The organism is Gordonia hongkongensis (assembly GCF_023078355.1).
Classification (GTDB): Bacteria; Actinomycetota; Actinomycetes; order Mycobacteriales; family Mycobacteriaceae; genus Gordonia; species Gordonia hongkongensis.
Genome location: NZ_CP095552.1, coordinates 4,955,234 through 4,974,633 on the forward strand (window position 1 = coordinate 4,955,234; position 19,400 = coordinate 4,974,633).

The window sequence follows — 19,400 nt, forward strand, 5'->3', positions numbered from 1 at the left end:
AGACCGTCGACACCGGCGCCTCAGCCCACACTCGTCCATGGACGGCGCCTTTCCGACCGGCGTTCACGGTCGCGCGGCTGCCGCCTCGACGACCGGTGCGATGCTCTGCTGGGTGACCTCGTAGACCCGCGCGGTGGCGATGTCGAAGTACAGACCGACGATGCGTAGCCGCGCTTCTGCTGCGGCGCGCCCGACGAGCGGGTGCCGCGCCAGGGTCTCGATCTGCTTGGCCACGTTCACGACGGCCAGCTGGTCGACCTCGGCCAGTCCCAGCTCGGCCGCGGCGCGCCCGGCGGGGTGTCCGTGCCGAAAGGCCACCCGGCTGGGGATCGCGTGCTTGAGCCATCGCTGGATCGGCGTGCTCTCGGATCCGGCCGGGAGGTCGGATACATCGACCTGTTCGCGGTCGAGCAGCGCATGCATGGCCCCGCACGACGAGTGGCCGCAGACCACGATCGACGACACACCCAACTCGCCGATGGCGAATTCGAGTGCGGCCTCCACGGATACGTCGTCGTCGCTGTCGGTCGGTATCAGATTGCCCACGTTGCGCACCGTGAAGAGGTCCCCGGGCCGCTCGCCGTGATGATGTTCGGCATCAATCGCGAATCGGCACACGTCACGAAGAACGAGTCGGGATCCTGGGACTCGGTGACATCGGCGAGCATGGCGCGGAGGGCGTCGGCGTGCTCGTTCTCGTACTCGTCGACGCCGCCGAGAACGGATCTGAGTGCGGCCGGACGGTCCGGGGACGCGGACGCCTCCGACCCGGTTCGGTTACGCCACGGCGTCAGACCGGCGAATCCGGACGTGTGGCGCCGCGGTGGCCGTCGAGGGGCGTCGACGAGCCGAGCGCGACCCTTCTCCACCAGGAGGACCGTGCCGCCGCCGGCCTCGTGCGCCCAACGGAAGTCCTCGAGCATCTCCATCGCCGCGTGATCGAGGAAGTCGGTGTCGAGTTCCAGTGTCAGGTGCGCCCCGTCCGGCACCTGTGACAACGCCTTGTTCAGTTTCGGCAGCGACAGGAAGCTCAGCGAACCGCGAACACGTACGGTCCACTGACGCTTGTCGTCGGTACTGCCTGCCTCCGAGGTGATCTCGGCGCGAACCACCCGCCAGACGACGAGTCCGATCGCCACTGCCAGACCGATCGCGACACCTTCGAGCAGGTTGAGGAAGACGACCGCGAGCACCGTGATGATGTACACCCACAGGTCGCCCGTCCGCAGCGCGATCTTCATGTGCGCCAGCTTGACCAGCTGGATACCGATGACCACCAGCAGGCCGGCCAGCGCGGCCATGGGGATCTGTTCGACGAGACCGGTGAGCAGTGCCGCGAAGACGAGCACCCACACACCGTGCATTACCGCCGAGGCCGACGTTCGCGCCCCGGAGTTGACGTTGGTGGTGCTGCGCACGATCACTCCGGTGACGGGCAACCCGCCGAGCATCCCGGAGGTGATGTTCGCACTGCCCTGACCGAGCAGCTCCCGGTTGAGATCGCTGCGTGGGCCGGTGTGCATCTTGTCCACCGCGACCGCTGACAGCAGGGACTCGACACTCGCGATCAGGGCGACCGTCAACACTCCGAGAAGCACTGCGCCCCAACTGCTGTCCGGTAGCTCCGGAAGCGTGATCGCTTCGAAGAAGTTGCCGTCGATACTGATCCGTTCGACGTCCAGGCCGAAGACGATGGTCAGTGCCGTCGCCCCGACGATAGCGACGAGCGGTCCCGGCACCTTGCGCACCGCCGAGGGCATCAGTGGCCAGATGAGGAGAAGCGCGATCACGGTGCCTCCCACGAGCGCGTCCGACGTCTCGATGTCGGCGATCCCGGCCGGCAGCGACGTCACGTTCTCCCATGCACTGCTGGCCGAGCTGCCGCCGAGGAGCACGTGGATCTGTTGCAACGCGATCGTGATGCCGATCCCGGCGAGCATCGCGTGGACGACCACGGGAGCGATGGCCAGCGCGGCACCTGCGACCCGGCTCAGGCCGAACAGGATCTGCAACAGACCCGCACCGACGGTGATGAAACATGTGACGCGCCAACCGAAATTGGCGACCATGTCGGCGACCACCACGGTCAGGCCCGCGGCCGGTCCTGAAACCTGGAGTGCGCTACCGCCTATCAGACCGGCGACGATCCCGCCGACGACCGCGGCGATGAGACCGGCGAGCACGGGGGCATCCGATGCGATCGCGATGCCCAATGACAATGGCAGGGCCACAAGGAAAACGACGAGAGATGCCGGTAGGTCGTACCGCACCACCTCGCGAATTCGGGGGCCCCGACTCCCCTTTGTTCGCATATGTCCGAACTTACCGACGGTTTGTTGACTCCAGATGAACTCTGCCGTCAGGAAGCTGTGAAACCGCAGGGCAGCAGCGCAACACTGTGATTCACTTCACCGGACTCCGCCGCCCGGTGCGGGGAGATCGGCCCGTCAGGCCGACGATCCCGCCTTCAGAAGCTCTTGGAGGATCCGGCCACCGATCTCCGGGATCAATCCGGGGCCGGTCTCGGGTAGGTTCTGCGGCAGCAGCCCGGGCTCATGGGTAGCCGGGATACGCGCGGTCCGGGTGGCCTCCACACGTATGCCGGTCTGCTGCGCCTTGGCCAGCGGGGTCCGGTACTTCTCCAGGTCCGTCGCGGTGGTGAGTGTCCCGACGACGCGCAGGCCCATGGCACCGAAGTCCGCCGCCCCGCGCCGGATGTGGTTGGGCGACGTGACGAGCACGATGTCCCGGATTCCCTGTGCGCGCAGGATCTCGGCGGTGTTCTGCGCATTGGCCACCGTAGACCCGGACTTGTCCTCGACGAGGATCCGGTTCGCACTGACACCGTTGTTCTCGAGCCAGGTCCGCATCGCGGCTGCTTCGGTGATGCCCTTCTTCGGGACACCTCCGGTGACGACGATCGGCGTGTTGGTGGTCAGTTCCGCCTGGGCCTTCGCCGCGGAGACGCGATTGACGAGCTCCGGCGCCATCTTTCCGTTCGCGTTCAGGCCGTACCCGAGCACGACGATCGCCGGGCGTCCCGACACCGCCTTGGGAGTGGTGTCGGGGACGATCTGCGCCGCCGTCGCCACACCCGAGATGATGTTGCGGGCCGTCGTCGCCAGGGACGGATTCATCATCGACAACCGGTTCAGGGCCGAGCGTCCCGCGACGACGTCGTCGATCTGGTCCGACCAGATCGCCTGGAGTGCAAGCGCGTCGGTATCGGCCGGCGCCACCGCGAGGACCTGCTGGAGGAGTTCGAGTCCGCCCGCGACGTCGCCTCCGGCGAACTTCGACTGCGCGCTGTTGTACAGGCCGGCCGGGTCAAGCTCGGAGGCCGTAGTCACGACGGAGGCGTCCGGCCCGGGCAGCGTCCCGACCGCCACCCCGCCGAGGGCGGCGATCGCGATCGTCGCTGCCGCCGCCAGTTTCGTGCGCTTCACTCTGGTCACACCAGTCACTCGCGTAACGGTACGAGAGATGCACAACGACCCCGCACCCGTCCGATCCCAGATCGGTAACGGGTGCTTGGCCGGTTGGAGGATGGCGACGCTCAGCGCTTCAGGCCGGCCACCTTCAGCAACTCGGGGCGGCGCAGGGCCAGACCGATCCACATCAGCACGCCGAGGTAGACCGCGAACAGGACCGTGTCGAACAGCGGTGCCTCGATCCTCATGTTGGCGGTGACCGCGCCTCCGAGGTAGGCCGTGATCCCGAGGGCGCCGAGGACTGCGGTGCGCGGGATGGCGAACACAACGAGACAGACCAGCAGGACGATACCCATGACAAGCGCCTGGTCGACCGGGAAGCCGAGCTTGGCCATGGAATCGACCACCTCCTGCGGGCGCGTCAGCTTGATCACGATGTCGAAGACCAAGAAGGCGCCGATCAGCACACTGATGACGATTCCCGTTGTGCGACGCCAGTTCCGTCGGACGGGTTGCGGATCGGCGGCGGCCGTGGCCGCCGGGTCGGCGGTGCCTGCGGTGACGGTGTTGCGGCTCATGATGTTCTCCTGGCGAGTGATGCGAGTGTGTTGTGCAGGGATAGACACCCGTACTCGCCAGAACTCATCGCCGAACCGGCCCGGAGCCGTCTATCTCGACGACGATCGACGACTACGCCGCCGACCTGGCTGGGTCGGCGCGATAGGACCTGCTTTCCTTCCACTCCCAGACGGCGTAGAGCACCTCGGTGGTGTAACCGAGGTCCATCCGACCCCCACCGATCGGGACCGTCGCGTCGATACCTATCGCAGGGTTCGGTTGCCACCCACTCGGTTTCGACGTCAGCGGCGCCACCTCGATCTCGGCGCCGTCCGGGCGTTGAAACGTGAACCGCTGCAACCCATGCGCGGTGATCGCGAACTCGCCCAGATGCAACGCCCGATGACACGACCCACACAACAAGATCAGATTGTCCGGATCGGTCCGCCCACCCGCCGACCAGAACACCACATGATGGGCATGCAGATGACGCGTCCGCCCACACCCCGGCACCTGACAACACCGATCCCGCACGAACAACGCCCGCACCAACGCCTTGTTCGGCGCCCGCTTCCGACGCCCCACCCCCAACAACGCCAGCTTCCCCGGCTGGCCAGCAATCCTGCGGCTCACCACATCCCGCGTCGACGCCCCGCACCGGGCTTCGGCCACCTCAACCTCCGACAACCCCGGACCATCATCGAGATGAGCCGACTCCACCCCCTCACCGGCATGAATGAGGATCTCCGCACCTGGCGCAAGATCGGGCATCGCGATCCCGTCATGCACCATGTCGGCCATCGCCACCACCGCCGGCGCCACATTCGACGGCACCTGCCGCCACAGATCCCGACGCCGAGACGGAACCACCTCCGAATCCTCAGATGCCGAACCGGCTTCAGTGTTCCGCGGAACACTCTCCACCGTAGGAAGATCCTGGTCATCACAAGTCCGGGTGCGTTCATACTCCGCCCGCACCGACCCAGCCAGGAACCGCGCACCATCCACAGGACTCAACCGCAACGACACCGACAACGACCCGTCATCGTTCCACTTCCACCGCCCCGTCGACTCCACCGGCGGCCGGCTTTCCTCTTCGACGCCACGGTTGCGGTCGATCTGGCCCATCGCCCGCACCGCCCGATCCAACTGACTCGCCGTCGTCGACAACGCCAGATTCACCAACTCCTGCTCACGTTCAGGCGTAGCCACCCGTGTCAGGGCGCGGACCTTCGAATACGACAACCGACCTTCGCGAAACGCCGTGCGGATCACCGGCAATTCTCGCATCGCCTTGGCGACCCTCAACTGCTCATGCGCCGTTCGCGGCGCGATGCCTGCCTTCCACGACAACCAGTGCGCCAGCGAATGAATCCCCGGCCCCCGCCACGACTCCCGCTCATCCAACTCCGCCACCAATTCCAGGAAATCCGCTGTCAACGCCGTGATCTGCGCGGCATACCCCAACACCCGCGCCTCGAGCACCTCATCCGACAATAAGACCGGATCCGCATCATCGAACATCGACGACACATCCCCACACGAACGAAAAGCACTGACCCCCAACGCAACCCCCTGAACCGAACGAGAAGTACAGCAACAAGGTATCGCCCGGCACCGACAGTCTTTCGGGGCTCAACCCGAGGTCACGAGTGTTCCGCGGAACACTCTTGAGTTGCCCGTTGACCGCGCCGCCTGCCGGTCCGCCCAGCTCCTACCGCCCCGTTTCGGACCACCGATCACGAACGCGCGACGAGCCTCACGAGCGGATACTCGCGCGAGGACTTCTTCTGGTACTTGGCGTATCGGGGTTGCGCCTCGACAACCCGCTTCCACGCCGTGCTGCGTTCGTCCGCGCCGAGGACGACCGGCGTCACCGGCACCGGGGCCTCCCCGTGTCGCTCGACCGACACGCCATCGGGATGGGCGGTCAGGTTGGCGAACCAGTCCGGATTCCGCTTGCCGCCGCCCGATGCGACGACCAGCCAGTCGTCGCCGTCGGGGAACCAGCTGAGTGGTGTCTCGCGCGCGAGACCTGAGCGTCGACCGGTCGTGCGCAGGATGAGCATCTCCATCCCCCACATCGATCCGGACTTCTTGCGGATGCGGGCGACGGTGCGCTCGTTGGTCCTTCGCTGGTACCAGAGCGACAGGGACCGAAGTGACAGAGACATGTTTTCCCTCCGTTGAGATCAGGCGATGCACCGACAGTACGGTGATGGCGCAGCCGGCCGCTTCTCGATTCCTGACCGGTCCTCATCTCGACGAGAGTCACCGGATGAGTCCGGCAGCTACTCCTTCCAGGATCTGTTCGAGAATCGACTCCGAGGTGGCGAAGTTAATCCGCACATACGCCGCACTCGATTCACCGAATCCGCGGCCGCCGTCGACGAGAACGCGACCGCGGCGACGGATCGTGTCCACCGGATCGTCGAGCCCATACGCCGAAACGTCCACCCAGCTCAGGTATGTGGCATCGGGAAGGTGATGCACGGCCTCGGGAACTTCGCCGACAAGAAATTCGTGCACCCGCCTCCGGTTACGATCCAGCACACGGATGAGGTCGGAGTGCCAGTCCGATGCCTTCTCCCACGCCGCGACATGCCCGACCACCCCCGGCACCGACACCGTCCCGTAGAGATCCGGCGGCTCCGCATCGCGGCGGCCTAAGAGCTTCGACGACCCGTAGTGGACGACTGCGCAGCGCAACCCGGCCAGATTGAATGCCTTGCCCGCCGAGGTGATTGTCACCGTTCGTGCCGCCACCTCATCGCCGAGCGATCCGAAGGGAATGTGGCCGTGCGGGTGATACACGAGGTCTGCGTGGATCTCGTCACTGATGACCAGGAGGTCGAACCTCTCCGCCAGTTCCGCGATTCGGGTCAGTTCCGCCCGGGAGTGCGCCCGACCGGTGGGGTTGTGCGGATTCACGAGAACGAGCACCTTCGGCCGTCGACGCTCGAGCGCCCGCTCGAACTCGTCGAAGTCCAGACACCATCCCGACGACGTTCGGCGAAAAGGCACGTCGACAGTCTGCAGTCCCATCCTCGCCAGCGTCGCGAGGAAGGGAGGATAGTTCGGAGTCTGGATCGCCACCGCGTCGCCCGGACCGGTACTCAGCCTGAGGAGCAACTGCAATGCCTGGATGAGGTCGGTCTGCTCGCGCACCCGCGCGGGGTCGACGACCCATCCGTATCGGTCGGCCATTCGCCGGGCGAACGCATTACGGAGTGGTGTCCCACCCAACCAGTCGGGGTATCCGAGATCCCCCTTCTCGATCGACTCGACGAGCGCGTCGCGAATCGGCGGTGCGATGGGAAAGTCCATGTCGGCGACCCATGCCGGAATAGTCCCGTCGGCGCGCGCACGAGACCATTTGACGCCCGGCCGCCGGCTGAGTCGAGTGACTTCGAGGTCATCGAAACCTGGATGCGCCGAACGAGTCCGGCTGCTCATGGGCATGGCCGATCACCGCCGTCCTGCGGCCAGGGCCGTCAGCGCGTCGCGAGATAGTTCGATCTGCCCGTGATGCTGAGCGAGTTCCTCCAGCACGTGCAGCAGCACACCGCTCGGCGACAGTGGACGAGCCGGACCCTCGTAGTCGCCCGGCGGGGTGTTCCGCAGCGGCGCATCAGGATCGAAGCCTGCGAGGTCGCCGTCCAGTCGGCCCTCCAGTGCGGCGATCCGCTGTCGGAGGTCGTCGATCGATCCGCTTGCCGTGAACTCGGCCGTTCGGTTGCGATCACTGGGTCGGCCGGCGATGAGGTGCCCGATCCAGTACTCGGCGACCTCGGTGCAGTGGAATGCGATGGCCCACGGCGGGTTCGCCCCGGCGAGGGGCGGTGCCTGATTGGCCTGGTCGTCGCCGATCTCGCCGAGCGCGTCGAGCATCCCCGCGAAGGCGCGATGCACGAAGTACAGGTATTCCTCGGTGTTCATCTGATGACTTTCTGTGATTCGTGTGGTGAGGATCAGTCGATCTGCTCGAGTACGGCGTTCTTCGTCTCGGGCAGAAGGGTCAGGACGACACCCGCGCCAATGGCGAAAAGCACGGCGCTGGTCGTGAATACGAGTCCGGTTCCGCCGAAGCCGAGCAGTGCCGGGACGGCGAGCGGACCGAACACGGAGCCGAGACGACCCATGGCAGTGGCAGATCCGACGCCGGTGCCGCGGCTATGGGTCGCGAACAGTTCCGGGGTGTAGGCGAAGATGGAAGAGAACATTCCGAAGAAGAAGAACTGCAAGAAGGATCCGGCGACGATGAGCTCGACGGTTTCCGAGCTCTGGCCGTAGAAGAAGGCGGCGATTCCGGAACCTACGGTGTATCCCGCCAGGCAGTATCGACGCCCGAGACGCTCGATGAGATAGGCGGCGGACAGGAACCCGGGAATCCCCCAGAGCGCCATGGCCAAAACGAATCCGATGCTCTTCGCGACATCCAGACCGCTGTCGGTGAGGAGCTTACCGATCCACGTGGTCAACCCGTAGTAGCCGGTCATCAGGCAGAACCACACCGCCCACACGGTCAAGGTGCGTGCTCTGTTGCGGACGTCGAGAAGCGCTCGCAACCCGCCACCCGCCGTGCCGGGTCCGGCGTCCGAAATCGGCCTGTAGTCGGGAAGTGGTTCGGCGGTGGCCTCCCGCACCCGCTGCTCGAAGGCGCTGAGCGTTCGTTCGGCGTCCGCCTCATGGCCCCTGGCGATCTGCCACCGCGGTGACTCAGGCAAGTTCCTGCGGACGATCAACGCGATCACGGCGAGCCCGGCCTGCATGAGAAAGAAGCCCCGCCAGCCGAATTGCGAGGCGACCAGGAGATAGGAGAGCGTGCCGGCAGAGATGAATCCGAGCGGCCACGCTCCCTCCAGCAGGGTCGCATACCGGCCACGTTTCGACGACGGCATGAATTCGGCGAGAATTGCTGCAGCGACCGGGAATTCAGCCCCCATACCGATTCCCAGCACGAACCGGAAGGCCAGCATCGATTCGTACGACCAAGCGAACGAGAGGCCGACGCTGGCGAGCCCCCAGATCACGATGCTGTACTTGAAGACACGCAGGCGACCGAACCGGTCGGCCAGCGCTCCTGCACCGATGGCACCGAAGAACATCCCGGCGAAACTCGCACTCCCCAGTACGCCGGTCTGCGCCGGGCTGAGATCGAAGTGGTCGCTGATGGGTGAGAGCAAGAAGGTCATCGCCCCCAGGTCGATGGAATCGAAGAACCACGCAGTTGCGATGACCAGGAACAGGTTTCGCTGCACGGGCGACCAGGGCAGTCGCTCCAGGCGACCGGCGACTTCGGCTGGGGTGAGGGTCGTGGGCGCGGTCGTCGAGGCCGCGAGTGGTGGTTTCGTCAATGGAGTTCGATCTCTCTCGACAGAAGGAGACGGCGCAGCGGCGCACCGTAGATGACTTCCCGGGACTCCGTCACCGGCTTAACCGGTTACGGATTGCACCGAGTGTGTACCTTCGATTCGTCACCTGTCAAGGAGGTTACTCAAATTCGGATACGCGGCACTACCAGGTATTTCCGTCGTTTCAGAGCCGTCATGACGCCGTAACACGGCTGCGCGGCCACCCGCGCCCGACGACCGTCCGGGGCGCAGAATCGTGAGGACCCGGCACCGGCGATGATCGACCGAGTAACGGGAGAACTTCCTCGCGGAGAGGATTCAGGTGGAGAGTTCCTTGTGGCGGCGTCGATAATCCGCCGCCTTCTTGCGATTGCCGCATTCGGCCATGCCACACCACCGCCGTGAGCCGCCGCGCGACACGTCCACGAACAACCGGGTGCAGTCAGGGTTCGAGCACTCGCGCATCTTGGCGAGGTCGGCGGACGCGAGCAACTCGATGGCGTCCCGCGCGAGCAGACTCAATCCATTACGAGTCGTCCCTGTCACTTTCGCCATTCCGTCGATGTCCAGCGTGACAGTGGGCAGAGGCGTGGCGGCAGCAGAATTGAGCACGGCAGCGGACTCGGGATCGAAGTTCATCCTGCCGACGGACGTGTCGTCGCCGGAGCCGAGGCAACCGACCACCACGTCGTAGATCGCCTCACGAACCCGTCGGGCGTACTCGATGTCCACGGTGTCCGGATCGTCCACCAGGTCGAAGAGTCCCGCTTCGGAGAACCACCGGGACAGGTCACCGGAGTCGCCGAGGAGTTCGGTACGTATGGTTCGACGCCACAGCATCGTACCCGCGAAATCGAGGCTCGACCGCCCGCTGACGAACACAAAACCCGACACATAACCATCTTGACAGGTGACGGCGCTCGATTCAACGTATCGAGATGTTTCCCGCCGAGAAACAGCCGAGGCCCCGCAACCAGAACGGTTGCCGGGGCCTCGGGAGAAACGTGAAAACGCTAGAGCGCCTTGAGTTCCTCGATGACGCTGTCGACGCTCTTCTTGGCGTCGCCGAAGAGCATGCTGGTGCCGTCGGCGAAGAACAGCGGGTTCTCGATGCCGGCGTAACCCGAACTCATCGACCGCTTGAGCACGATGGTCGATCGCGCCTCGTCGACGTTGAGGATCGGCATCCCATGGATCGGGCTGCTCGGATCATTGCGCGCCGCGGGGTTGGTGACGTCGTTGGCGCCGATGACGATGGCGACGTCGGTCCGGCTGAACTCGCCGTTGATGTCGTCCATCTCCTTCATCGAGTCGTACTCGACATCGGCCTCGGCGAGCAGCACGTTCATGTGACCGGGCATGCGGCCGGCGACCGGGTGGATCGCGTACTTGACCTCGACACCCTTGGCCTCCAACAGCTTCGCCATCTCCTTGACCGCGTGCTGGGCCTGCGCCACGGCCAGACCGTAACCCGGGACGACGATGACCTGGTTGGCATACGCCATCTGGATCGCGGCGTCGGCAGCCGAGGTCGCCTTGACCGTGCCGCCGGCCGCACCCGGACCGCCCGCGGCAGCGGCATCGCCGCCACCGAACGAACCGAACACGATCGCGGGGATCGACCGGTTCATGGCCTTGGCCATGAGGTTGGTCAGGATCGAACCCGACGCGCCGACGATCATGCCGGCCACGATCAACGCCGTGTTGTCCAGCGCGATACCCGCGGCCGCAGCCGACAGACCGGTCATCGCATTGAGCAGCGAGATGACCACCGGCATGTCCGCACCACCGATGGGGAACACCACGAACAGACCCATCACGCCCGCGGCGACCAGGACCCCGACCATCCACCAGACACTCGCGCCGCCACCGTTGGAGGCGTCGACACCGAGGTAGATCGCCAGCCCGAGCGCCACGATCAGCAACACGATGTTGGCGGCCTGAAACAGCTTCGCGTTGGAGACGAAGGTCTTCTCCAACCCCTTGGGCATGATCTCCTGCAACTTGGCGAAGGCCACCAGCGATCCCCAGAACGAGACCGACCCGATGATCGCGGCGATCAGCGAACCAATCACCAGCGGCGAGGCCGGTTCGACGTTGTGGAACGACGAGAACCCGGAGGTCTCGATGAACTCGGCCCACGCGATGAGCGCGACGGTACCGCCGCCGACGCCGTTGAACAGCGCCACCAGCTGCGGCATGGCCGTCATCTTGGTCTTGAGTGCGGGCGGGATACCCAGCGCCACACCGAGAATCAGACCAACGGCGATGAGCACCCAGTTGATCGTGGGCACGCCCTCGGTGGAGTGACCGTCGGAACCGACCGCCCCCTCGTTCCACACGTAGAGCAGGGTGGCGGCGACCGCCAGACCCATACCCACGGCGGCGATCCAGTTGCCACGCACCGCGGTCTTCGGCCCGGTCAGACCCATCAGGCCGTAGATGAACAGGGAGAACGACACGATGTAGAGCGCGGTCACCAGGTAGCCGACGCCCTCACTCGGGGTATGCGCACCCGCCGCGAGTACCAGCTGTGACACAGAAGTCTCTGGGGAGCCGTTCACTTGGCCACCTCTTTCTTACCCTTGAACATGCCCAGCATCCGGTCGGTGACCGCGAAGCCACCGATGACGTTGAGCGTGCCGAACACCAGCGCGACGAACGCGATGATGCGCACACCCCACCCGGCGTCGGCGGGCAACTTGCCCAGCACGACCAGTGCACCGAGCACGACGATGCCGTGAATGGCGTTGGTGCCCGACATCAACGGGGTGTGCAGGGTGTTGGGGACCTTGGAGATGACGGCGAAACCGACGAACCCGGCGAGCACCAGGATCGCGAGATTCGCGAGAAGACCGGCATACATCAGGCAGACACCTCCTGCTCGGTACGGGTGACACACGCCGCCGCGACGACCTCGTCGTCGAAATCCGGTGTGATGGAGCCGTTGTCGTCGAGCATCAGCTCGATCAGGGCCAGCAGGTTCTTCGAGTACAGCTCGCTGGCGTGCTCGGGCATCGTCGCCGGCAGGTTCAGCGGAGCGGCGATGGTGACGTCATGTTTGACGACGGTCTGACCCGGCTCGGTCAGCTCGCAGTTACCGCCGGTCTCACCGGCGAGGTCGACGACCACACTGCCCGGCTTCATACCCTCGACCGCGGCCGCGGTCACCAGACGCGGAGCCGGACGACCCGGCACCAGCGCAGTGGTGATCACCACGTCGAAACCCTTGATCGCGTCTTCGAGAGCCTGCTGCTGCTGCGCGCGCTCGTCGTCGGTGAGCTCACGGGCGTACCCGCCCTCACCGGCGGCGTCGATGCCCAGATCGAGCCACTGCGCGCCGACCGAACGGACCTGCTCGGCGACCTCGGGACGCACGTCGTAACCGGTGGTCCGCGCACCCAGACGCTTGGCCGTGGCCAAGGCCTGCAGCCCGGCCACACCGACACCCAGGACCAGCACCGTCGCCGGCTTCACCGTGCCGGCCGCCGTGGTCAGCATCGGGAAGAACCGCGTCGACACATCCGCGGCCACCACGACCGACTTGTAACCTGCGACATTCGCCTGCGAACTCAGCGCGTCCATCACCTGGGCGCGCGAGATACGCGGAATGGCTTCCACCGCGTACGCCTCCACGCCCGCTTCCCGCAATGTGGCGATCTGATTGTCGGCGTTGCGCGGCGCGAGAAAGCCGATCAGCTTCTGCCCGCTCCGCAGCTTCGCGATCTCCGAATCCGACGGCGGCGACACCCTCAGGACCACATCGGACCCATATGGATCGCCGATCGTCGCACCGGCCTCGGTGTACGCCTCGTCGGGGATCAGAGCGCCGAGACCGGCCCCCGACTCCACCACGACGGGCACACCCTTGCCCACCAGCGCGGCGACGACCTTCGGGACCAGCGCCACCCGGCGCTCCCCCTCGGCCGTCTCGCGCACGACACCCACTGTCATCTATCTCACCTGTCTGGTCCGGCGCCATCGAGCAGCGCCGCGGTTCGGCGCCAGGACTCGGCGCGTCTTGTCAACGAGGTGACCCGCTTCCAGATCGTGCAGCTCCGCCATGTGTGGGCGCAGCGGACGACCTGACGCAGGTCACGAGGTGCTCGGATGGGACAGGATGGCTGTCACCCGGCTCACATAAAGGTGCGATGAACATAACATGCGCTCTCAGCGACAGCTCAGGTGAGTCAGATACCTCACTCAACCCTTGACGCTGCGGTTTTCGCTGTTTCTGGACAGGTGTCTGTACAGATGTCGTCCCGCTGGCCTCCCGAGTCTTTCCGGGCTTGGCCTCCGCGTCGCCCTAGACGATGGTGTAGGTGCGGTCGTCGAGTCCGCTCGCGCCGTCGGGTGCCGGTGCCTGATAGCGCTCGATCTGCGGCTTGCCCTGCTTGTCGATCGCCCGGCACTCGAGGGTGTGGTTGCCTTTGGTCGCCTGCCAGGCGAACCGCCACTGCCGCCACGTGTCGATGCTGTACTCCGTCGTCAGCTCCGCGGGTTGCCATGGCCCCTGGTCGACGCGCACCTCGACGCGCTCGACGCCCGTGTGCTGGGCCCACGCGGTGCCGGCCACGACGACCTCCCCGGCCGGATGCTCGGTGCCATCGGCCGGACGGTCGAAGCGCGACGCCATCTTGATCGGGCCGAGCGCCGACCACCCGCGGGTCGTCCAGTAGGCCTTGGCCTCGGAGAACCGCGTGATCTCCCAGTCGATGACCCATTTGGTCGCCGAGACGTACCCGTACAGTCCCGGCACCACCTGCCGGACCGGGTATCCGTGCTCGAGGGGAAGCGGCGAGCCGTTCATCCCGACGGCGAGAAGCGCGTCGCGCCCATCGGTCACCGCCGAAATCGGTGTGCCGCAAGTCCATCCGTCCACACTCGTGGACAGCAACATGTCCGACCCGGGTCTCACCCCGGCGAGATCGAGGACCTCGCGCATCGGCACCCCCAGCCACTTGGCGTTGCCGACGAGGTCGCCACCGACCTCGTTCGACACGCAGGCGAGCGTCACGATCCGCTCGGTCATCGGCATGGCGAGCAGGTCGTCCCAGGACAGGGTCACCTCGCGGTCGACGTCCCCGTGAATCCGCAGTCGCCACTCGTCGGTCGTGAGCGTCGGAACCTGCAACGCGGTGTCGATGCGGTAGAAGTCGGCGTTGCTGGTCATGAACGGGGTTGCACCCGAGAGCTCGAGCTGCGCACCGGCCGGGATCGGCGGCGCCTGGCTCGCCGCACGCGGCAACAGCACTCGGGCGCGGTCGGCGACGACGCCCGCAGTGTCGGCGAGCACTCGCCGGGCCACGACACCGACGACCACCGCGGCGGCCGCGACACCGCCGGCGGTGAGCACGAAGCGGCGCGAGAAACCCGACCGCACAGCCGATGTGGGCTCGTCGCCCGCGGCGTCGGGATCCGCCTCGGGGGACTCCGCCCCCTTGGGACGTAGCTGCGCGATGAGGACACGCAGCACGACGATCCCGACGACGCCGGCGATGATCGACGGCAGTGCGTGCGTCCAACCGGCATCGGGACGGTTGAGTGCGGCCAGCATCCCGACCACCCCGAAGGCTCCGATGATCACCGAGCCGAGCGGAGGTCGTCGTCGTTCGAGGTATCCGCATGCCGCCGCGAGTACCGCGATGATGATGCCCATCCCGATGAACAGTGCGAGCTTGTCGTTGACGCCGAACGTCTCGATGGCCCACTTGCGTACGGCCTCGGGCGAATGGTCGACGACCGACGATCCGACCGCGAAGTACGGGGAGGAGTCGGGCGAGATCGGGACGGCGGCCAGTTCGCCCGCGGCGAGAGCCGCGCCGACGGCTACCACGCCCGCCAGCGCAGGAGCCGGCGAGGATGCGTGACGCGTCGTGATGGAGGCCATATCCCTTGGTACCGGAGAACCCTGTGAATATGCCGTGCGTCTGATGGTCCGAGACCGGCCGGTGACCACCGACGGCACCCCGTCGACGAATCGTTACCAAGACTAGAACAGGTTCTAGTTTGTCCGCTAATCTGAGCGGCATGGCTACCAGCACCGAGATCCCCGAGACCGTCGCAGTCGATTCGGTGAGCGAGTTCTCCGACGAGGTCGACGTCGTCGTGATCGGATTCGGCATCGCCGGCGGATGCGCCGCCGCCGAGGCCGCTGCCAACGGCGCGCGTGTGCTGTTGCTCGAGCGCGCCGCCGCGCCCGGCGGCACCACCTCGCTCTCCGGTGGGTTCTTCTACCTCGGCGGCGGGACCGCAGTACAGCAGGCCACGGGCCAGGACGACTCCGTCGAAGAGATGGAGAAGTACCTCACCGCCGTGTCGATCGAACCCGAGGCCGACAAGATCCACGCCTACTGCGTCGACAGCGTCGATCACTTCAACTGGCTCGAAGGGCTCGGCTTCACCTTCGAGCGCAGCTTCTATCCGGAGAAGGCCGTGATCCAGCCCGGCACCGAGGGACTGATGTTCACCGGCAACGAGAAGGTCTGGCCGTTCAAGAACCAGGCCGTCCCCGCACCGCGCGGCCACAAGGTCCCGGTCCCCGGGGAGACCGGGGGCGCGAAGCTGGTCATCGATCTGCTCGTCACCCGCCTCGATGAGCTGGGTGCCGAGGTCCGGTATGAGACCGGCGCCCGCCAGTTGGTCGTCGACGAGCAGGGTGCGGTCGTCGGCGTGACGTGGAAGACGCCCGACGCCGAGGGCGTCATCCGCGCGGACTCGGTGATCATCGCCGCCGGCGGTTTCGTGATGAACCCCGACATGGTCGCCGAACACACCCCGCATCTCGCCGAGAAGCCGTTCGTGCTCGGCAACACCTACGACGACGGCCTCGGCCTGCGCATGGGCCGATCGGTCGGCGCCGCACTGAAATACATGGACAAGGCGTTCATCACCGCGCCGATCTACCCGCCCGCCAGCATGGTCATGGGCGTCATCGTGAACAAATTCGGCGAGCGGTTCGTCACCGAGGACTCCTACCATGCGCGGACATCGGGATTCGTTCTCGAGCAACCTGATTCGGTGGCTTACCTCATCGTCAACGAGTCGCACATGAACGAGAAGCAGAACTACCTGGTCCCGTTGATCGACGGCTGGGAGACCATCGAGGAGATGGAGCGGGACCTCGGCATCCCCGACGGCAAGCTGCAGGCGACCATGGCCCGCTACAACGAGAACGCAGCGAAGAAGGAAGACCCCGACTTCCACAAGGCACCCGAGTTCCTCGAGCCCCAGGACACCGGACCGTGGGCGGCATACGACCTGTCGCTCGGCAAGGCCATGTACGCCGGGTTCACCATGGGCGGTATGGCGACGTCACTCGACGGTGAGGTGCTCGACGAGTCGGGCACCGTCATCCGCGGGCTCTACGCCGCCGGGGCCAGTGCCACCAACATCGCGCAGGACTGCAAGGGATACTGCAGCGGAACGCAATTGGGCGAGGGCTCCTACTTCGGCCGGCGCGCGGGGCGGCACGCGGCGGCACGGGTCGCCACCAGCGCCTGACGGTCGGGCACCCGATCGAAAACCGCCCGCCGGCGAACCATAGACGACGAAGAGTCGTCGGCGTAGCCGGCGAGGGCGGTTTCCTATCAGCGCCGCGGCGTGAACCCGCGGAGTCGCAGGCTGTTGCCGACGACGAACACCGACGAGAGCGCCATGGCCGCGCCGGCGATCATGGGATTCAGCATCCCGGCGGCGGCGAGAGGAATGGCCGCGACGTTGTACCCGAAGGCCCAGAACAGGTTTCCCTTGATGGTGCCGAGGGTTCGACGCGCCAGAGCAATGGCATCGGCCACCGCGCGCAGGTCACCGCTCACGATCGTCAGATCGCTGGCGGCCATCGCGACGTCGGTGCCGGTACCCATCGCGAGGCCGAGATCCGCCTGCGCAAGCGCCGCGGCGTCGTTGATCCCGTCCCCGACCATCGCCACCACGTGGCCCTGCTCCTGCAGTTCGGCGATCACCTCGAGCTTCCGCTTCGGACTGACCCCGGCGGTGACGTCGTCGATCCCGACACTCGAGGCCACGGCCCGGGCGGCGCCCTCGTTGTCGCCGGTCAGCAGCATCGGAGTCAGACCCAGTCGCCGGAACTCGGAGATCGCCGCGGCCGACGAGGGTTTGACCTGGTCCGCCACCACGAGAACCGCGACGGGAACAGGTTGTCGGGCAGGCTCTTCGGAGGAATCCTCGGCGATCAGGACGACGACCGCGGTTGCGCCGTCGGATTCCGCGACGACCACCGCATCGTCGAGCGGCGGTGGCAGGGGCGCGTCGATCGTGTTCGGCGACACCACTGTCACGAACCGGTCGCCGACGATCCCGGCGACACCGGCGCCCTGCGTGGACACGAAATCACGGACGCGGGAGTCGATGTGGCCGCGTCCCGCGTCGACGATGGCCGCCGCGATCGGGTGTTCCGATCCCGACTCCACCGATGCCGCCCAGCCCAGGACCTGTTCGCGCGCATAGCCGTCGGCCACGGTGATCCCGGACAGCGACATCTCACCCGTCGTCACGGTGCCGGTCTTGTCCAGCACGATCGTGTCGACGCGTCGCGTCGATTCCAACACCTCCGGGCCCTTCAGCAGGATGCCCAGCTGTGCCCCTCGCCCGGTACCGACCATCAGGGCCGTCGGAGTGGCGAGTCCGAGCGCGCACGGGCACGCGATGATGAGGACCGCGACGGCGGCGGTGAACGCGAAGGTCACATCGCCACCGGCGAAGTCGGTCGTGGACGCCACGCCGAGCCAGAAGCCCAGGGTCGCAAGCGAGATCGCGATCACGATCGGGACGAACACCGACGAGATCCGGTCGGCCAGTCGCTGGACGTCGGCCTTGCCCTCTTGCGCCGCCGTCACCATGCGGGCCATCTGGGCGAGCGCGGTGTCGGAACCGACAGCGGTCGCACGCACGACGAGCAGACCGCTGGTGTTGACGGTCGCGCCGACCACCGAGTCGCCGGAGGTGACCTCGACCGGCACCGACTCACCGGAGACCATCGACGCGTCGACCGCCGACGCACCGTCGACGACGACTCCGTCGGTGGCGATCTTCTCACCGGGCCGGACCACGAACTCGTCGCCGACCGCCAGCTGCGCGATGGGGATTCGGGACTCGGCGCCGTCGGACCGTCGGACGACGACGTCCTTGGCCCCGAGGTCCATCAGCGCGGCGAGTGCGTCACCGGCCCGCCGCTTGGCGCGCTTCTCGAAATAGCGGCCGGCCAGCAGGAAGGTCGTGACTCCGGCCGCGGCCTCGAGGTAGATGTGCGACGATCCGTCGGTCCGCTGGGGCAGCAGGTCGAATCCGTGGGTGAGCCCGGGCGTGCCCGCGGTGCCGAGGAACAGCGCGTACAGCGACCATCCGAACGCCGCGAGGGTGCCGACGGACACGAGGGTGTCCATCGTCGTGGCGCCGTGGCGCAGGTTGATCCACGCTGCGCGGTGGAACGGGTAGGCCCCCCACACGACGACCGGCGCGGCGAGCGTCAGGGACAACCACTGCCAGTACGTGAACTGCAGCGCCGGGATCATCGCGAGCGCGATCACCGGCACCGAGAGGATCGCGGAGACGATCAGGCGCTGCCGGAGACCGTCCAATTCGGGATCGCCGGACCCCGCTCCCGGGTGTTCCGGAGCGTACGCCGACGAATCGGTCAGGATCGGCGACGCGTCGTAGCCGGCCGCGCGGACCACCTCGACGAGGTCGCCGGGCGCCAGACCCGCAGGTACCTCGACGTGGGCACGTTCGGTCGCGTAGTTCACCGACGCGGTCACACCGTCGATCTTGTTGAGCTTGCGCTCGATACGGTTGGCGCAGGACGCGCAGGTCATGCCGGAGATGTCGAGGTCGACCAGTTGTCCGGTGCTCGCGGTCATGGGTGACCACCTTCATGCGGGTCGGATGTCGGTTCGCCGGTGACGACGCCGTGTGACGGTGCGTCGTGAGTCACCGGCTCCACGTCGGGGCCCCACGCACGCCCGACGCCGAACGCGATCACGAAGACCGCGATCAGCGCGACGACGTAGGCGAGGGGCCCGGTGGCAACGCATCTCAT

Annotated in this window: 15 protein-coding genes and 1 pseudogene; 1 reads left to right on the plus strand and 15 read right to left on the minus strand. The window is 66.5% G+C overall.

The annotated features are described in order from the left end of the window. Positions 1–63: 63 nt before the first annotated feature. The 13 genes and pseudogenes from MVF96_RS22365 to MVF96_RS22425 form a co-directional block, all read right to left on the minus strand. A pseudogene (locus tag MVF96_RS22365) lies at positions 64–2,312 on the minus strand (SulP family inorganic anion transporter). 135 nt (positions 2,313–2,447) lie between these two features. After that, entirely contained in the window at positions 2,448–3,455 is a 1,008-nt protein-coding gene (locus tag MVF96_RS22370; RefSeq protein ID WP_247452159.1) for a YdcF family protein, read from the minus strand. Positions 3,456–3,556: 101 nt separating this feature from the next. Further along, entirely contained in the window at positions 3,557–4,009 is a 453-nt protein-coding gene (locus MVF96_RS22375) for a DoxX family protein (protein WP_247450547.1), read from the minus strand. Between the two features lie 112 nt (positions 4,010–4,121). Next, positions 4,122–5,513: an HNH endonuclease gene (locus MVF96_RS22380; protein WP_247450549.1), complete on the minus strand. Its 1,392-nt coding sequence runs from the start codon at positions 5,511–5,513 to the stop codon at positions 4,122–4,124. Positions 5,514–5,728: 215 nt separating this feature from the next. After that, on the minus strand, positions 5,729–6,163 hold the full coding sequence (locus MVF96_RS22385) for a nitroreductase family deazaflavin-dependent oxidoreductase (RefSeq protein ID WP_247450551.1): 435 nt from the start codon (positions 6,161–6,163) through the stop codon (positions 5,729–5,731). A gap of 97 nt (positions 6,164–6,260) precedes the next feature. Then, positions 6,261–7,451, minus strand: a complete 1,191-nt coding sequence (locus MVF96_RS22390) for a MalY/PatB family protein (protein WP_226511826.1) — start codon at positions 7,449–7,451, stop codon at positions 6,261–6,263. Positions 7,452–7,457: 6 nt separating this feature from the next. Beyond that, complete coding sequence (locus tag MVF96_RS22395) at positions 7,458–7,928, minus strand: DinB family protein (RefSeq protein ID WP_247450553.1); 471 nt, start codon at positions 7,926–7,928, stop codon at positions 7,458–7,460. 32 nt (positions 7,929–7,960) lie between these two features. Further along, positions 7,961–9,346, minus strand: coding sequence for an MFS transporter (locus MVF96_RS22400; protein ID WP_247450555.1), 1,386 nt, complete (start codon positions 9,344–9,346; stop codon positions 7,961–7,963). A gap of 315 nt (positions 9,347–9,661) precedes the next feature. Then, entirely contained in the window at positions 9,662–10,237 is a 576-nt protein-coding gene (locus tag MVF96_RS22405) for a CGNR zinc finger domain-containing protein (protein WP_247450557.1), read from the minus strand. A gap of 119 nt (positions 10,238–10,356) precedes the next feature. Then, entirely contained in the window at positions 10,357–11,883 is a 1,527-nt protein-coding gene (locus MVF96_RS22410; protein ID WP_247450558.1) for an NAD(P)(+) transhydrogenase (Re/Si-specific) subunit beta, read from the minus strand. Positions 11,884–11,903: 20 nt separating this feature from the next. Then, positions 11,904–12,209 (minus strand): NAD(P) transhydrogenase subunit alpha part 2, encoded by a 306-nt coding sequence (locus MVF96_RS22415; RefSeq protein ID WP_058253806.1) that lies wholly within the window; start codon positions 12,207–12,209, stop codon positions 11,904–11,906. Next, positions 12,209–13,297, minus strand: a complete 1,089-nt coding sequence (locus MVF96_RS22420; protein ID WP_247450560.1) for a Re/Si-specific NAD(P)(+) transhydrogenase subunit alpha — start codon at positions 13,295–13,297, stop codon at positions 12,209–12,211. Before MVF96_RS22420 ends, MVF96_RS22415 begins: the two co-directional genes overlap by 1 nt. A gap of 352 nt (positions 13,298–13,649) precedes the next feature. Beyond that, positions 13,650–15,233, minus strand: coding sequence for a molybdopterin-dependent oxidoreductase (locus MVF96_RS22425; RefSeq protein ID WP_247450562.1), 1,584 nt, complete (start codon positions 15,231–15,233; stop codon positions 13,650–13,652). A gap of 140 nt (positions 15,234–15,373) precedes the next feature. On the opposite strand from MVF96_RS22425, the gene MVF96_RS22430 reads away from it, so the two are divergent. Then, a complete protein-coding gene (locus tag MVF96_RS22430) occupies positions 15,374–16,846 on the plus strand; it encodes an FAD-binding protein (protein ID WP_247450564.1) in 1,473 nt (490 codons plus the stop codon). An 86-nt stretch (positions 16,847–16,932) separates the two neighbouring features. Here the strand turns inward: MVF96_RS22430 and MVF96_RS22435 are convergent, their stop codons facing one another. Both MVF96_RS22435 and MVF96_RS22440 read right to left on the minus strand, forming a co-directional pair. Continuing rightward, positions 16,933–19,221 (minus strand): heavy metal translocating P-type ATPase, encoded by a 2,289-nt coding sequence (locus MVF96_RS22435; protein WP_211540690.1) that lies wholly within the window; start codon positions 19,219–19,221, stop codon positions 16,933–16,935. Continuing rightward, on the minus strand, positions 19,218–19,400 hold the full coding sequence (locus tag MVF96_RS22440) for a hypothetical protein (RefSeq protein ID WP_211540688.1): 183 nt from the start codon (positions 19,398–19,400) through the stop codon (positions 19,218–19,220). The genes MVF96_RS22435 and MVF96_RS22440 overlap by 4 nt, the downstream gene beginning before the upstream one ends.

What these genes read in the sequence shown, in the direction of transcription:
- MVF96_RS22375 (WP_247450547.1), bottom strand. Translation starts at nt 4,009, where the DNA reads ATGAGCCGCAACACCGTCACCGCAGGCACCGCCGACCCGGCGGCCACG.
- MVF96_RS22380 (WP_247450549.1), bottom strand. Translation starts at nt 5,513, where the DNA reads ATGTTCGATGATGCGGATCCGGTCTTATTGTCGGATGAGGTGCTCGAG.
- MVF96_RS22385 (WP_247450551.1), bottom strand. Translation starts at nt 6,163, where the DNA reads ATGTCTCTGTCACTTCGGTCCCTGTCGCTCTGGTACCAGCGAAGGACC.
- MVF96_RS22390 (WP_226511826.1), bottom strand. Translation starts at nt 7,451, where the DNA reads ATGCCCATGAGCAGCCGGACTCGTTCGGCGCATCCAGGTTTCGATGAC.
- MVF96_RS22395 (WP_247450553.1), bottom strand. Translation starts at nt 7,928, where the DNA reads ATGAACACCGAGGAATACCTGTACTTCGTGCATCGCGCCTTCGCGGGG.
- MVF96_RS22415 (WP_058253806.1), bottom strand. Translation starts at nt 12,209, where the DNA reads ATGTATGCCGGTCTTCTCGCGAATCTCGCGATCCTGGTGCTCGCCGGG.
- MVF96_RS22420 (WP_247450560.1), bottom strand. Translation starts at nt 13,297, where the DNA reads ATGACAGTGGGTGTCGTGCGCGAGACGGCCGAGGGGGAGCGCCGGGTG.
- MVF96_RS22425 (WP_247450562.1), bottom strand. Translation starts at nt 15,233, where the DNA reads ATGGCCTCCATCACGACGCGTCACGCATCCTCGCCGGCTCCTGCGCTG.
- MVF96_RS22430 (WP_247450564.1), top strand. Translation starts at nt 15,374, where the DNA reads ATGGCTACCAGCACCGAGATCCCCGAGACCGTCGCAGTCGATTCGGTG.
- MVF96_RS22435 (WP_211540690.1), bottom strand. Translation starts at nt 19,221, where the DNA reads ATGACCGCGAGCACCGGACAACTGGTCGACCTCGACATCTCCGGCATG.
- MVF96_RS22440 (WP_211540688.1), bottom strand. Translation starts at nt 19,400, where the DNA reads ATGAGATGCGTTGCCACCGGGCCCCTCGCCTACGTCGTCGCGCTGATC.